Genomic DNA, 12,866 nt, shown 5'->3' on the forward strand with positions numbered 1-12,866 from the left:
GTGCAGGCCGCGGACAGCCCAGCAGCGACACGCCAGAATCAGCGAGCACTCCCCTTTTGGGGGCACGCGCATCAGGCGCTGGCCGCGCTGAGGTAGCTGGCGAATGCGCTGCGCAGCAATTGCAGCGTCTCGTCGTCGGTGCTGGCGTGCACACTCAGGCGGACCGTGCCGGAACGCGCAGTGACCGTCACACCGTGGTTGTACAGTGACGCGCTCAGCACCGTCGAATGGTCGTTGTCCGGCGCGAGCACCACGATCCCGGCACGCTCGGCGGCGCTCCGCGGCGAGACGACCGGAATGGCGAACTCGTCTGCGAGGGCGATCACCTGATCCACACCGGCGGCCACCGCCGCGCTGATCGTATCGACCCCCACCGCGGCGACCTCCTCCAGCGCCGCGGCGAAACAGGCCTGGTCGCGCGGGCTCGGGTGGGTGATCCGGAACGCCGCCGCCCCGCGAACCACGTCACGAACCTCATCGAGTGGCATATCGCCATCGTCGGCGACCCACCCGGAGAGCACCGGATCCAGCTGCTCGGCCGCTCGCTCGCTGAGCGCGAGGAAACCAGTGCCGTGGCCGGCGCGAGCCCACTTCTGACCACCGGAGACGACGACATCCGCCACCGCCCAGGCAGCCTCGGTGACCGTGAAACCCTGCACGGCGTCGACAATCAACATCCGGTCGCCGATCACCTGCCGGATGCCTTCGAGGTCGGCCAGGTAGCCGGTGCGGAAATCGACCAGGCTCACCGCGACCGCGGTCACGTCATCGCTCAGCTGGTCGCGCACCGTTCCGGGCGTGACGCGGCCGTACTCGGTCTCCAGCCAGCGGATCTCGAGGCGCCCAAGGGCGTCGGATGCCCTGGTCGCCGCATACGGAAGGCTCGGGAACTCGGCGGGAGACATGGCGACAACGCCGCTCAACCCGAACATGGCGTGGACCAGCCCGCTGCTGGTGTTGGGCTGGAATGACACTTGGGTCTCGGGGAAGCCGATCAGGCGGGCCACGGCCACCCGCACCCGGGAATCCTGGTTGAACGCCACATCGAGGCTTCCGAACCTCGCGCGGCTCAACGCCTCCGTCTGCGCGTGCTGCTCCGCGATGACGGCGTTGCCGAGCGGGCCGAAACGGGCGAAGTCGAGGTAGCCGGGTTCGTCAGAGAACCCGCCGATGTAGTCGTCAATCGTGCGGGAGCCGATCATCCGCCGAACCGCCGCTCGCGGGTGGCATACGCGCGCAGCGCGCGCAGGAAGTCCACCTCACGCAGGTCAGGGCCCAGTGCCTCGACGAAGTAGAACTCGCTGTGAGCGCTCTGCCAGAGCATGAAGTCGCTCAGCCGCTGTTCACCCGACGTGCGGATGACCAGGTCGGGGTCCGGCTGGCCGCCGGTGTACAGGTGCTCGGCGATCATCTCCGGGGTGAGCACCTCAGCCAGGGCATCGAGGGTGCCACCCTTCTGCTCGTGCTCATTTACGATGCTGCGCATCGCATCCGCGATCTCCCGGCGCCCGCCGTAGCCGACAGCCAGGTTCACGTGAAGGCCCTTGTTGCCGACCGTCCGGCGCTGCGCCGACTCGAGCACGTGCACCAGCGGCTCGGGAAGCCCCTCCGTGGAACCCACGTGCTGCACCTTCCAGTCGCGGTAGTGCGAGAGGTCTTCGGCGAGGTCGGCGATGATCTCGAACAATCCGTCGAGCTCGTCGGTGGTGCGGCCGGTGAGGTTGTCGGTGGACAGCAGGTACAGGGTGGCGACCGAGATATCGAGGTCATCGCACCAGACCAGGAATTCGCGGAACTTCGCCGCCCCGGCGCGATGACCGTGCGCGGCAGTGTCCAGCGAACGCTGCCTGGCCCAGCGACGATTGCCGTCGAGGATCATCGCCACGTGCCTGGGGAGCTCCTGCTTGCTCAACCACCGACGGATACGATTCTGGTACAGGCCATAGAGGATGCCGCGGCCTGACGGAACTTCCTGCTTTCGCACAGGCCTACGCTAGTCCACTCCCGGGCCGGGCGGTGTGCAGCACATTCCGCACCCCGCTGGAATAGGATCGCACCCATGGCAGCTGGGGACGCACGCACCGGAAACGACTCGGTCAGCACGGAGCCGGGCAGCGACCTGCCGAACGTTCCGCTCGTTGAAGACGAGGTGGCGCATGCGGAGGCGAAACCGACTTGGCGCGGCTGGATCCACGCCGGCACCTTCCCGATCGCCATCGTGCTCGGCGCCGTGCTCATCATGCTGGCGGATGGCGCTGCCGCCAAGGTGAGCTCGGCGATCTTCGTCGCGTCTTCCCTCCTGCTGTTCGGGGTTTCCGCGCTCTACCACCGGGTCAACTGGAGCGACAGATCGCGGCGCGTCCTCAAGCGCCTCGACCACGCCAACATCTTCCTGCTGATCGCCGGCTCGTACACCCCGATCACCGTGCTCAGCCTCCCGCAGGAGAAAGCCGTGCTGCTGCTGTGCCTGGTGTGGGGCGGCGCCCTGGTCGGCATCGGTTTCCGCGTGTTCTGGATCGGGGCACCGCGCTGGCTCTACGTGCCGTTGTACGTGCTGCTCGGCTGGGCAGCCGTCATGTTCATCGTCGACTTCTTCAACGCCAACCCGCTGATGATGACGCTGATCATCGCCGGTGGGCTCTGCTACACGCTCGGCGCGGTGTTCTACGGCCTGAAGCGCCCGAACCCGTTCCCCGGAAAGTTCGGGTTCCACGAGATCTTCCACACGCTGACACTGCTGGCGTTCCTCTGCCACTGGACGGCGATCCTGCTGGTCGCCACCAACCCGCCGGTACTCTCTTGAGCCCGCTTCCACGATGACGGTGCTCGTCTTCGATGAGCCTGTTTATTGCGGCGTCATCGACGACAACAAGCGTCAACGTTCGGGTGTATCGGCGTCCGGCCCATCGGTGGGGCGGTCCTGCGTGCCATTCTCCTGGTCGAACAGGGCGGCGGCCTCGGCATCCAGCCTCTCGTTGACCTCCGCACGGTACTGGGTGCGCCGGATCCGCCGCACCATGTCGGTCACCAGCAGCACGACCAGCGCGATGACGAGGAACGTCGCCACGAAGCCGATCACGCCCGGGGTCACCGAGTTCGGGTCGAACTTCGGCTTCTCCTCCGCCCAGAGGACCGACGTCGGCAGGAGCGCGAAAAAGCTGTTGAGCAAGGTCATACCGTGCCATTCTCGGGGTCAGTGATCCCGGCGAAGAGATCGTTTTCGGGTATGGGCGACTCCACCAGTGTTGTCACCAGTTCGTAGTCCTCAAACGGCCACGCCTTCCGCTGCAGGTCGTTCGGCCAGAAGAAGAACGAGCTGTCCGGGGACACCTGGCTGGCATGGGCGCGGAGGGCGCGGTCGCGATGCTCGAAGAAGTCGCCGCACGGCACCTGCGTCGTCGCCAGGTACGGCCGGTCTCGCATCCAGCCCCGCATCTCCTCGAACTCGGCGATCAGCGGCGACTGCGGGTCGTGGGCGACCAGAGCCTCATACATGGCTTCCATGCGCCTGGTGCTGAAGATGCGGTCGTAGTACAGCTTCGACACCCGCCAGGCCGGCCCCGCCTCGGGGTAGCGACTCGGGTCGGCAGCCGCGGCGAACGCCTCCACCGACACCTCATGCGTGCGGATGTGGTCGGGGTGCGGATAGCCGCCGTTCTCGTCGTAGGTCACCAGCACCTGCGGCCGGAACTCGCGAATCACCTTCACCAGCGGTGCGGCAGAGTGCTCGAGCGGGATCAGGGCGAAGCAATCCGGCGGCAGCGGGTCGCCCTCGTCAGGAAGCCCGGAATCGAAGTAGCCGAGCCAACGGTGCTGGATGCCCATGGCATCCTGTGCCGTTGCCATCTCACCGCGACGAAAACCACCCATGTCGCGGTCGGCCGCAGCGCGATTGGCCAGCCCCTCGTTCAGCACATCGCCGCGCTCGCCACCGGTGCAGGAGACGACCATCACCTCGACGCCGCGCGCGGCATAGTAGGCGTAGGTTGCGGCACCCTTGCTCGACTCGTCGTCCGGATGCGCGTGCACGGCAAGCAAACGCAGTGTCACCTGAGGTCCTCCAATGCGAATAGCCTTGATACAAGAGTAGAGGGACGAGACGACAGTGACGGGCCACCCGACGACATCCGCCGCCCCGGCAGGCGACGGCGGCCTGGACGCGCGCTACGGGCGCACCAGGCAGAAGAGCCGCCGCGACCGCACCATCGCCTGGGTCGGGGCAATCGCCTTCGTGCTCGTGTTCACCGCCTGGGTGGTGTGGGTCGCATTCGACGGCACTGGCGACACCATCGGCTCGCGCGACATCGGCCACAAGGTGATCGACGACCGCACGGTGAGCATCAGCTACGACGTCAGCATGCCGCCAGGCACCAGCGCCAGGTGCGCACTCCAGGTGCAGAACGAGAGCCACAACATCGTCGGCTGGAAAGTGGTCGATATTGCCGCCTCAGACAGCTACACGCAGGCGTTCACCGACATGGTACGCACGACGCAGTTGGGCGTCACCGGCTTGATCTACCGGTGTTGGCTGCCCTAGACTGACGTATTCGATCCGGAGATCGGCCAATGGGCCGGTCTCATTTGTTTATCCTGTCTTCGTACAGGCCCGTGGACCGTACCGCAACCAGCGCAGACGGTCCCTTTTCTTTTAGGAGTGCACTATGTCTCAAGAGCTCACCGAAACCTGGTTGACCACCGAGGCCTTCGAACGTCGCACTGCCGAGCTTGAGCGCCTCACCGGCCAAGGCCGTTCTGAGATTGCGAAAAAGATCGAGGCGGCCCGTGAAGAGGGTGACCTGAAGGAGAACGGTGGCTACCACGCCGCCAAGGAGGAGCAGGGCAAGATCGAAGCCCGCATCCGCGTCCTCACCGAGCTGCTGCGCCACGCCAAGGTTGGCGACGCCCCCGAGAACTCGGATGTCGTCGCATCCGGAACCGTGATCACCGCCAAGATCCAGGGCGACAAAGAGGTGTTCCTGATCGGCAGCCGCGAGATCGTCGACGAGAACGACGACGACGACCTCGACGTCTGGAGCGAGGGCAGCCCGCTGGGCGAAGCCATCATGGGGCTGAAGGTCGGGGACAAGACCACCTACATCGCGCCGAACGGCAAAGAGATCAAGGTCGAGATCATCGCGGTCAAGCCTTACCGCGTGTAGCTCTCCCTAGGTGTCGACGCGCGGGTCGTAGCCCGCTTCCTGAAGCCGTTCCAGCACCCGCTGGGCGTGCTCGGATCCGCGCGTCTCGACACTCAGTTCGATCTCGACCTGGCTGATCAACGAGTTGCGCCCACGACGGGTGTGCAGCACCTCGACCACGTTCGCGTTCGCCTCCGATACCAGTTCGGCGACGCGCGCCAACTGGCCGGGGCGGTCGGGGAGCTTGATCCTGATCTTCAGGTGGCGATCGGATGCCGCCAGCCCCAGCGAGATCACCCGCTCCATCATCTGCGGGTCGATGTTCCCGCCGCTGAGGATGACAACCGTGTCACCGTCCGCCTTCACCTGTCCGCTGAGGATTGCGGCGACGCCCGCGGCACCGGCCGGCTCGACCACCAGCTTGGCGCGCTCCAACAGGATCAGCAGTGCCCGGGCGATGTCGTCATCGCTGACCGTGACGACGTCATCGACCATGTGCTTGATGATGTCGAAGTTCAGGATGCCCGGCTTTGCCACGGCGATACCGTCGGCAATGGTGGGGTGCAGCTTGACCTCGGTCGGGACGCCGTTCGCGAGCGACGGTGGGTATGGGGCGGCGCCTTCTGCCTGCACGCCGACGATGCGCACGGTACGTCCGGTCTGGGCGAGCTTCTGCTTGACCGCGCTGGCAACCCCGGAGAGGAGCCCGCCGCCACCGATCGGCACGACCAGGGTCTTCACCGTCGGAAGCTGGTCGAGGATTTCCAGCCCGAGTGTCCCCTGCCCCGCGACGACATCTGCGTGGTCGAACGGCGGGATGAGAACGGCACCGCTCGACTGGGCGAACTCGGCGGCCGCCCGCAGCGGCTCAGTGACACTGTGGCCGCGCAGCACGACCTCCGCGCCGTAGTGTTTCGTCGCCTGCAGCTTGGGCAGGGCGACACCCACCGGCATGAAGATGGTCGCCTTGATGCCGAGCTCGCGTGCCGCCAGCGCTACACCCTGGGCATGGTTTCCGGCCGACGCCGCGACGACCCCGCGCTCGCGCTCCTCGCCAGTCAGCTGGGAGATGCGGTTGTAGGCGCCGCGGATCTTGTACGAGCCGGTGCGCTGGAGGTTCTCGCACTTGAGGAAGACCGGCACGCCCGCCACCTCGGAGAGGAACTGCGAACTCTCCATAGGGGTCACCTTGGCGACCTGTGCCACCCGCACCCGGGCAGCCTCGAACTCGGGCAGGGTGGGTCCGGCCACGACCGGGCGCTCCGGCATCCGCTCATCAAGCATGGCGATCGCCATCCCTCGTGGTGATGACGACCTTGCGGATCGGCGGCGCATCCGATCGCCAGGTTCCCCGCGCGATGTACAGGACCATCGCGTTCAGGGTGGCCACGAACGGCACGGCGAACAGCGCGCCCGGAATCCCGGCGATGTAGCTGCCAGCCGCGACGGCGAGAACGACGGCGACCGGATGCACCTTCACGGCGTTGCCCATCACCAACGGCTGCAGTACGTGGCTCTCAACCTGCTGCACCACGAGCACGATCGCCAGCATGAGAAGCGCGATGAACAGGTCCTTGTAGACGAGAGCAACGAAGACCGCAAGCGCCCCGGTGAACACGGCGCCGACGATCGGGATGAACGACCCCAGGAAGACGGCAATAGAGATCGGGATGACCAGGGGAAGCCCCAGGAAGAAGGCCCCGATACCGATGCCGACCGCATCCACCGCCGCAACAAAGATCTGCACCTTCACGAACTGGGTCAGGGTGCGCCAGCCGGCGTCGCCCGAGCCGCTGATGGCCGGCCGTGCCCGGCGAGGGAGCAGGCGGACGATCCAGGCCCAGATGCGGTCGCCGTCGATGAGCATGAAGAGTGTAATGAACAGGACGAGGAGAACGCCGGCGAGCAGGTGCCCCGCGGTCGAGCCGAAAGACAGGGCGCCACTGATCCACACCTCGCTGTCGCGCTGGATCGCCTCCCAGAGCTGGTCGCCGTAGGCGTTGAGCTGCTCGCCGGTCAGATGCAGTGGTGACTCGAGAAGGAATTGCTTGAAATCATCCCAGGCCTGAAGCGACTGCTCCTGGAGATCGGGAATGCCGGTGCGGACCTGCCACACCACCAGGTAGACGAGTCCGGTGACGATGCCGATCAGGCCGAGTTCGGTGACGGTAACGGCGAGCCACTTCGGCCAGCGGTGGCGCTGCAGGAATTGCACCAGCGGAACCAGCAACGCGGCCAGGAGAAGCGACACGAGAAGGGGGATGAGGATGAGGCGCAGCTGGATGACCAGGTACACGAACAATACTGCGACGCCGGCAATCGCCAGGATCCGCCAGGACCAGGCGCCGGCGATGAGCATCCCGCGGGGCACCAGCTCTTCCGGGGCAGACTGGCGCGCAGCGCGAGCCTCGCTTCTCCTTCTGCCTATCAGCACCGGTTCAGTCTAAACGTGCCCGGCATACCGAGACAGGCATATACAGCGCGCTGGAGCTCAGGGGAAGGCCATTTCTGGCCTTTCCGCGACGCCAGCGCGACGGTCGCCCCGACCGTCGGCCACGATAGCCCCATTGTCGGCACCCCTCGCTATTCTCGGAGGTGATGCACGAGACAATTTCCGCAGCACAGGCGCGGCGCATCGCGCTGGGCGCCCAAGGCCTGGGCCGACCGCGCCCGCCCCAGCCGGGCACCCGCCAGTTGAACAGCCTGATCGAGCGGCTCGGGCTATTGCAGCTCGACTCGGTCAACGTGTTCGAGCGGAGCCACTACCTGCCGGCGTTCGCCAGGCTCGGTGCCTACGACAAGGCCACCCTCGACCGGTTGACCTTCACGAAGAAGAGTCCGTACATCGAGTATTGGGCGCACGAGGCCGCGGTGATCCCCGTCGACAACTGGCCGCTCATGCGCTGGCGGATGGACGACTATCGGCAGCGCATTGCCGACGACGACAGCCACTGGGCACACGACAACCGTCAGATGATCGGCTGGCTCAAGGCCGAGCTTGCTGACAAGGGTCCGTTACCGGCCAGAGCGATCGAGCACGACGCCAACAAGCGCAGTGGCCCATGGTGGGGATGGTCTGATGTGAAGCGTGGCCTCGAGGTGCTGTTTGCCTGGGGCGAGCTGGTGAGCGGTGGCCGCACCCGCTTCGAGCGCACCTATGCCCTGCCAGAGCAGGTTCTGCCGACGCGTGTGCTGAACACTCAGGTGCTGAGGGCGGATGCGGTCAGGCGCCTGGTCGAGCATGCCGCACGCGCGCACGGCATCGGGACCGCGAGCGACTTCGGCGACTACTTCCGTCTGAAGTCCAGGGACGCCCTGCCTGCCCTGCAGGAGCTGGAGGACGCTGGCATCCTGTTGCCGGTCACCGTTCGAGGGTGGGAGCGAGCCGGTCGCCCGGCGCGTGCCTGGTTGCATCGGGACGCGCGAATCCCTCGCCGCATCGAGGCGACCGCACTGCTGTCCCCGTTCGACCCGGTGGTGTGGGAGCGAGCCCGGGCAGAACGGATGTTCGGCTTCCGCTACCGCATCGAGGTCTACACACCGCAACCGAAACGGGTCTACGGCTACTACGTGCTGCCGCTCCTCATCGATGACCGGCTGGTCGGTCGCATCGACCTGAAGAGCGATCGGCAGAACAGCGTGTTACGAGTGCAGGCCTCCTGGACGGAGCCGGATGCCCCGGCGGACGCTGCGGCCCGCCTGGCACCGCTGCTGCGGGAAATCGCCGCCTGGCAGGGACTCGAGCGGGTCGAGGTGATGGCGCGGGGCGACCTCGCCGGTGCGGTCGCCGCCGAACTCGGCCAGCGGGCGCTGCTGCCCGACTGATACTGCTGGAACACCGAGCTGGCTAAAACTTGGGCGCGTTGTCCAGCAGGCGACGGATGCGATCGGGCAGCGGCGGGTGCGTGCTGAACATCCTGTCGATGATGCCCGGCTTCGTCGGGTCGCTGATCCACATGTGGGCCATGGTGGAGTTCTGCCGCTTCATCGGCCGCCCGTACTCGCCGAGCTTGTGCAGGGCGCTGGCCAGCGCTTCAGGATGCCGCGTGGTCAAGGCCCCTGTCGCATCCGCCAGGTACTCGCGCTGCCTCGACACCGAGGCCTGCACCACGGTGGCGACCAGCGGTGCAATGATCATTGCGGCGAGGCCGAGGACCAGCATGATCGGATTGCTGTTGTTGTTATTGCGGTTGCCGCCGCCGAACCACATCATCCGCAGCAGGATGTCGGCAATCAAACCGATCGCCACGACCAGGCCGAACACGATCATGGTCACGCGGATGTCGTAGTTCTTGACGTGGCCCATCTCGTGGGCCATCACGCCTTCCAGTTCGGAGTCGGTCATCAGGTCGAGCAGACCGGTGGTGGCCGCGACGATGGCGTGCTCCGGGTCACGTCCGGTGGCGAACGCATTCGGTGCCGGGTCATCGATGATGTACACCTTCGGCATCGGCATGCCGGTGGTGATGGCGAGGTTCTCGACGGTCCGGTACAGGCGCGGGTTGTCCGCCTTCTGGATCTGCTTCGCACCACTCATCGCCACAGCCTGGCGGCCGGCGGCGAAGTACTGGATGAGCGCGTAGACGCCGGCGCCGATGATGGTCCCGATGGTGATGAACCAGGGGTCGCCACCGAGCATGACGGATGCCGCCCAGCCGAGAACGCCGATGATCACCACGAACAGCAGGATGATGAAGATCGTGTTGCGCTTGTTCTTGGCTATGGCGCTATACATCGGGTGAACCTATCTCGCATCGAAGATTTCGATACGCCGCTGGCGGCTACTCAATCTGATTGAACTGTGCTTATTTATTCTGGGGATTCAATCAAAACTGCACGCGGGGCGGCTCGGCGATGGCCGCAGAGTCGGAGACCTCGAAGAACTCGCGCTCCGAGAAGCCGAGGCCGCGAACGAACAGGGTGTTCGGGAAGACCTTGATCTTCGTGTTCAGCTCGCGCACTCCACCGTTGTAGAACCGGCGGGATGCCTGGATCTTGTCTTCGGTGTCGACCAGCTCGCCCTGCAGCTGCAGGTAGTTCTGGCTGGCCTGCAGTTGGGGGTACGCCTCAGCGACGGCGAAAATGCTCTTGAGGGCCTGCTGCATATGGTTCTCGGCGACGCCGGCCTCGGCCGGTGTGCCCGCGGTGAGCGACTCGGCGCGCGCCTTGGTCACTGCCTCGAAGACGCCCTTCTCGTGCGCCGCATAACCCTTGACGGTCTCGATCAGGTTGGGGATCAGGTCAGCACGCCGCTTCAGCTGCACCGTGATGTCGCTCCACGCTTCATCCACTCGCACATTCAGGGTGACCAGTCCGTTGTACGTCGTCCACAGGTACACGCCGACAATCACGACGAGTAGGACGATGATGCCTACGACGATTAGTAGTTCCATTACTGAAAGCTCCTCTGTGCTGCGTTCCCCGTGCGCTGCACGGACCTGCTTCGGGTGGGCGCGCTTCGCTGCACGCTGAGAATAACTATAACGAGCCTGAACCGCTATTCGACTGTGAAAGCATCCGCGCCCTCGGCAGAAGCTAGGCTCGCAGCGTGGCGGTGGAGAAAGATGGTGCGAAGCCGGCCCGTCCCCGCGGTAGGCGGGGTGGCGGCACTGATTCGCGTGCCGAGATCGTTGCGGCCGCGAGCAGGGAGTTCATCGACCACGGCTACGACGCCACGTCTTTCCGCGGTATCGCCCGTCGGGCCGGCGTCGACGCGGCACTGGTTCACCATTACTTCGCAGACAAGGCCGAGCTTTTCACCGAGACGGTTCAGGCGCCCATCCGGCCCGACAAGATCGTCTCGCAAATTCTCCAGGGCCCGCGCGACCAGGTCGGCGACAGCCTGGTGCGGATGCTGTTGTCGACCATGGAGGCACCCAAGACCCGCGACCGGGTGATCGGGCTCATCCGCACCGCCCTCGGCCACGACTTCGCCGCCACCATGCTGCGGCAGTTCCTGTTCCGGGAGGTGTTCCACCGCATCGCGGAGGGGCTCGGCGTTCCGGACGGCGAGCTTCGGGCCACCCTCGCGGCCACCCAGATCGTGGGCCTCATGGTGGTGCGGTACGGGGTCAGGGCCGAGCCGCTGGCATCCGAGTCGGTCGACGAGGTGGCCAGACGGGTCGGACCGGTGATCCAGTGGCACCTCACGGGGTACCCGGGCGACCTTTCCATTGACAATCCGGCTGGTCACGCAGAATAATTCATCGCATGATGAATTCAGTGGATGCGGCCGTCGACATTCAGGGGCTTCGGGTTCGCCGCGGGAAGAATGAGGTGCTTCACGGCATCGACGTGCGCGTCCCGCGCGGAAGCTTGGTCGGCCTGCTCGGCCCCAGCGGCTGTGGGAAGACCACCCTGATGCGCGCCATCGTCGGGGTGCAGCGCGCGGTGACCGGCCGGGTGACGGTGCTCGGCTCACCCGCCGGCGAGGCGTCGCTGCGGCATCGCGTCGGGTACATGACCCAGGAGGTGAGTCTGTATGACGACCTCACCGTGCGCCAGAACGTCGCCTACTTCAGCTCGATCCTCGGCTCGGACCGGGCGGATGTCGACCGCGTGATCGAGGCGACCGACCTTACTCCGCAGGCGAACCAGTTGGTGGCGACGCTCTCCGGAGGAGAGCGCAGTCGCGCCTCCCTCGCCGGGGCGCTGCTCGGCTCCCCTGAATTGCTCGTGCTCGATGAGCCCACCGTCGGTCTCGACCCGGTGTTGCGGGTCGAGCTGTGGACCATCTTCCACCGGCTGGCCGAGCAGGGTGCAACACTGCTGGTGTCCAGCCACGTCATGGACGAGGCGACGCGCTGCGACCGCCTGCTCCTCATGCGTGACGGGGACATCCTCGCCGACGACACACTCGACGGCCTGCGCGACAAGACCGGGGCGGCCGACGCCGAGGGGGCGTTCCTCGCCCTGATCAGGAGCCATCCGAAGCACGCGGCGGCCAGCCAGGAGGAGGCATCATGAACGTCATCCGAACATTCGCCACCGCCGGGCGCGTGCTCGGGCAGATCCGCCACGACCCGCGCACCGTCATGTTGCTGCTGGTGGTCCCCAGCCTGCTGATCGGGCTGATGGCCTGGCTGTTCGACGACACCCCGGTGTTCGCGCAGGTAGGCCCGGCGATGCTCGCACTGTTCCCGTTCATCATCATGTTCCTGATCACCAGCATCTCGACGCTTCGAGAGCGGCGGAACGGCACGCTGGAACGGTTGCTCGCACTGCCGCTCGGCAAGCTCGACTTCATCCTCGGCTACACGCTGGCGTTCGGCCTGCTCGCCATCCTGCAGGCTTCGATCGCCGTCGGATTCGCCGTCTGGGTGTGCGGCCTCGAGATCGAAGGGTCGCTCTGGTTGCTGCTGGCGGTCGCTCTGGCGGATGCCGTGCTCGGCACCACGCTCGGCCTGCTGGCGAGCGCGTTCGCGCAGACCGAGTTCCAGGTGGTGCAGTTCATGCCGGCGCTGGTGTTCCCCCAGGTGTTACTGGGCGGCGTGTTCCTCCCCCGCGATCAGATGCCGGATGTGCTGTATGCCATCTCCGATTGGCTCCCGTTATCGCACGCAATCGACGCGCTCAATGCCGTGTCGCGCGGCAGCGAGGATGACGCGTATATCGGCGGCAAGCTGCTCATCATCGCGGCGTTCGCGGTGGGGGCCGTCGTGCTCGGGTCGATCACGCTGCGCCGCCGCACCCCCTAGCCCTCATAGTGCCCGTTCCGGATGGATGTGC

14 protein-coding genes and 1 pseudogene are annotated in these 12,866 nt (G+C 66.0%); 7 read left to right on the forward strand and 8 right to left on the reverse strand.

Annotated elements, in window-relative coordinates:
* Positions 1-71: 71 nt before the first annotated feature.
* Together ACX3PH_RS00385 and ACX3PH_RS00390 are read right to left on the reverse strand one after the other, a co-directional pair.
* The gene (locus ACX3PH_RS00385) at positions 72-1,202 is read right to left on the reverse strand and encodes an aminotransferase class V-fold PLP-dependent enzyme (protein WP_459088232.1); all 1,131 of its coding nucleotides are present in this window, start codon (positions 1,200-1,202) and stop codon (positions 72-74) included.
* A complete protein-coding gene (locus tag ACX3PH_RS00390) occupies positions 1,199-1,984 on the reverse strand; it encodes an isoprenyl transferase (protein ID WP_459088234.1) in 786 nt (261 codons plus the stop codon). Before ACX3PH_RS00390 ends, ACX3PH_RS00385 begins: the two co-directional genes overlap by 4 nt.
* A 75-nt stretch (positions 1,985-2,059) precedes the next feature.
* Here ACX3PH_RS00390 and trhA point away from each other — a divergent pair, with 75 nt between their 5' ends.
* On the forward strand, positions 2,060-2,803 hold the full coding sequence (gene trhA / locus ACX3PH_RS00395) for a PAQR family membrane homeostasis protein TrhA (RefSeq protein ID WP_459088236.1): 744 nt from the start codon (positions 2,060-2,062) through the stop codon (positions 2,801-2,803).
* 72 nt (positions 2,804-2,875) lie between these two features.
* Here the strand turns inward: trhA and ACX3PH_RS00400 are convergent, their stop codons facing one another.
* Both ACX3PH_RS00400 and mca read right to left on the reverse strand, forming a co-directional pair.
* The gene (locus ACX3PH_RS00400; RefSeq protein WP_459088238.1) at positions 2,876-3,175 is read right to left on the reverse strand and encodes a hypothetical protein; all 300 of its coding nucleotides are present in this window, start codon (positions 3,173-3,175) and stop codon (positions 2,876-2,878) included.
* On the reverse strand, positions 3,172-4,050 hold the full coding sequence (gene mca, locus ACX3PH_RS00405) for a mycothiol conjugate amidase Mca (RefSeq protein WP_459088240.1): 879 nt from the start codon (positions 4,048-4,050) through the stop codon (positions 3,172-3,174). The genes ACX3PH_RS00400 and mca overlap by 4 nt, the downstream gene beginning before the upstream one ends.
* 55 nt (positions 4,051-4,105) lie before the next feature.
* Here mca and ACX3PH_RS00410 point away from each other — a divergent pair, with 55 nt between their 5' ends.
* Positions 4,106-4,537 carry a DUF4307 domain-containing protein gene (locus ACX3PH_RS00410; RefSeq protein ID WP_459088242.1) on the forward strand — a complete coding sequence of 144 codons (432 nt, stop codon included), beginning with the start codon at positions 4,106-4,108 and terminating at the stop codon, positions 4,535-4,537.
* Positions 4,538-4,661: 124 nt separating this feature from the next.
* Positions 4,662-5,159, forward strand: coding sequence for a transcription elongation factor GreA (gene greA / locus ACX3PH_RS00415; RefSeq protein WP_459088244.1), 498 nt, complete (start codon positions 4,662-4,664; stop codon positions 5,157-5,159).
* A 6-nt stretch (positions 5,160-5,165) separates the two neighbouring features.
* Here greA and ilvA read toward each other — a convergent pair whose 3' ends face one another.
* Together ilvA and ACX3PH_RS00425 are read right to left on the reverse strand one after the other, a co-directional pair.
* Positions 5,166-6,434 carry a threonine ammonia-lyase gene (ilvA, locus tag ACX3PH_RS00420; protein WP_459088246.1) on the reverse strand — a complete coding sequence of 423 codons (1,269 nt, stop codon included), beginning with the start codon at positions 6,432-6,434 and terminating at the stop codon, positions 5,166-5,168.
* Positions 6,415-7,572, reverse strand: coding sequence for an AI-2E family transporter (locus tag ACX3PH_RS00425; protein ID WP_459088248.1), 1,158 nt, complete (start codon positions 7,570-7,572; stop codon positions 6,415-6,417). The genes ilvA and ACX3PH_RS00425 overlap by 20 nt, the downstream gene beginning before the upstream one ends.
* 164 nt (positions 7,573-7,736) lie before the next feature.
* Here ACX3PH_RS00425 and ACX3PH_RS00430 point away from each other — a divergent pair, with 164 nt between their 5' ends.
* On the forward strand, positions 7,737-8,963 hold the full coding sequence (locus tag ACX3PH_RS00430) for a winged helix-turn-helix domain-containing protein (RefSeq protein ID WP_459088250.1): 1,227 nt from the start codon (positions 7,737-7,739) through the stop codon (positions 8,961-8,963).
* A gap of 22 nt (positions 8,964-8,985) precedes the next feature.
* On the opposite strand, the gene ACX3PH_RS00435 is transcribed toward ACX3PH_RS00430, so the two are convergent.
* On the reverse strand, positions 8,986-9,873 hold the full coding sequence (locus ACX3PH_RS00435; protein ID WP_459088252.1) for a M48 family metalloprotease: 888 nt from the start codon (positions 9,871-9,873) through the stop codon (positions 8,986-8,988).
* Positions 9,874-9,964: 91 nt separating this feature from the next.
* Positions 9,965-10,531 (reverse strand): LemA family protein, encoded by a 567-nt coding sequence (locus ACX3PH_RS00440; protein ID WP_459088253.1) that lies wholly within the window; start codon positions 10,529-10,531, stop codon positions 9,965-9,967.
* 155 nt (positions 10,532-10,686) lie between these two features.
* On the opposite strand from ACX3PH_RS00440, the gene ACX3PH_RS00445 reads away from it, so the two are divergent.
* The 3 genes and pseudogenes from ACX3PH_RS00445 to ACX3PH_RS00455 all read left to right on the forward strand — a co-directional run bounded on the left by ACX3PH_RS00445 (position 10,687) and on the right by ACX3PH_RS00455 (position 12,835).
* Positions 10,687-11,340: a TetR/AcrR family transcriptional regulator gene (locus tag ACX3PH_RS00445; RefSeq protein ID WP_459088254.1), complete on the forward strand. Its 654-nt coding sequence runs from the start codon at positions 10,687-10,689 to the stop codon at positions 11,338-11,340.
* Positions 11,341-11,351: 11 nt separating this feature from the next.
* Positions 11,352-11,844, forward strand: a pseudogene (locus tag ACX3PH_RS00450) (ABC transporter ATP-binding protein); the annotation flags it as partial.
* A 256-nt stretch (positions 11,845-12,100) separates the two neighbouring features.
* Complete coding sequence (locus ACX3PH_RS00455; RefSeq protein ID WP_459088255.1) at positions 12,101-12,835, forward strand: ABC transporter permease; 735 nt, start codon at positions 12,101-12,103, stop codon at positions 12,833-12,835.
* The last annotated feature ends 31 nt before the right edge of the window (positions 12,836-12,866 follow it).

It is taken from the genome of Homoserinimonas sp. A520 (genome assembly GCF_054489245.1).

What these genes read in the sequence shown, in the direction of transcription:
- ACX3PH_RS00385 (WP_459088232.1), bottom strand. Translation starts at nt 1,202, where the DNA reads ATGATCGGCTCCCGCACGATTGACGACTACATCGGCGGGTTCTCTGAC.
- trhA (WP_459088236.1), top strand. Translation starts at nt 2,060, where the DNA reads ATGGCAGCTGGGGACGCACGCACCGGAAACGACTCGGTCAGCACGGAG.
- ACX3PH_RS00400 (WP_459088238.1), bottom strand. Translation starts at nt 3,175, where the DNA reads ATGACCTTGCTCAACAGCTTTTTCGCGCTCCTGCCGACGTCGGTCCTC.
- greA (WP_459088244.1), top strand. Translation starts at nt 4,662, where the DNA reads ATGTCTCAAGAGCTCACCGAAACCTGGTTGACCACCGAGGCCTTCGAA.
- ilvA (WP_459088246.1), bottom strand. Translation starts at nt 6,434, where the DNA reads ATGGCGATCGCCATGCTTGATGAGCGGATGCCGGAGCGCCCGGTCGTG.
- ACX3PH_RS00430 (WP_459088250.1), top strand. Translation starts at nt 7,737, where the DNA reads ATGCACGAGACAATTTCCGCAGCACAGGCGCGGCGCATCGCGCTGGGC.
- ACX3PH_RS00435 (WP_459088252.1), bottom strand. Translation starts at nt 9,873, where the DNA reads ATGTATAGCGCCATAGCCAAGAACAAGCGCAACACGATCTTCATCATC.
- ACX3PH_RS00440 (WP_459088253.1), bottom strand. Translation starts at nt 10,531, where the DNA reads ATGGAACTACTAATCGTCGTAGGCATCATCGTCCTACTCGTCGTGATT.
- ACX3PH_RS00455 (WP_459088255.1), top strand. Translation starts at nt 12,101, where the DNA reads ATGAACGTCATCCGAACATTCGCCACCGCCGGGCGCGTGCTCGGGCAG.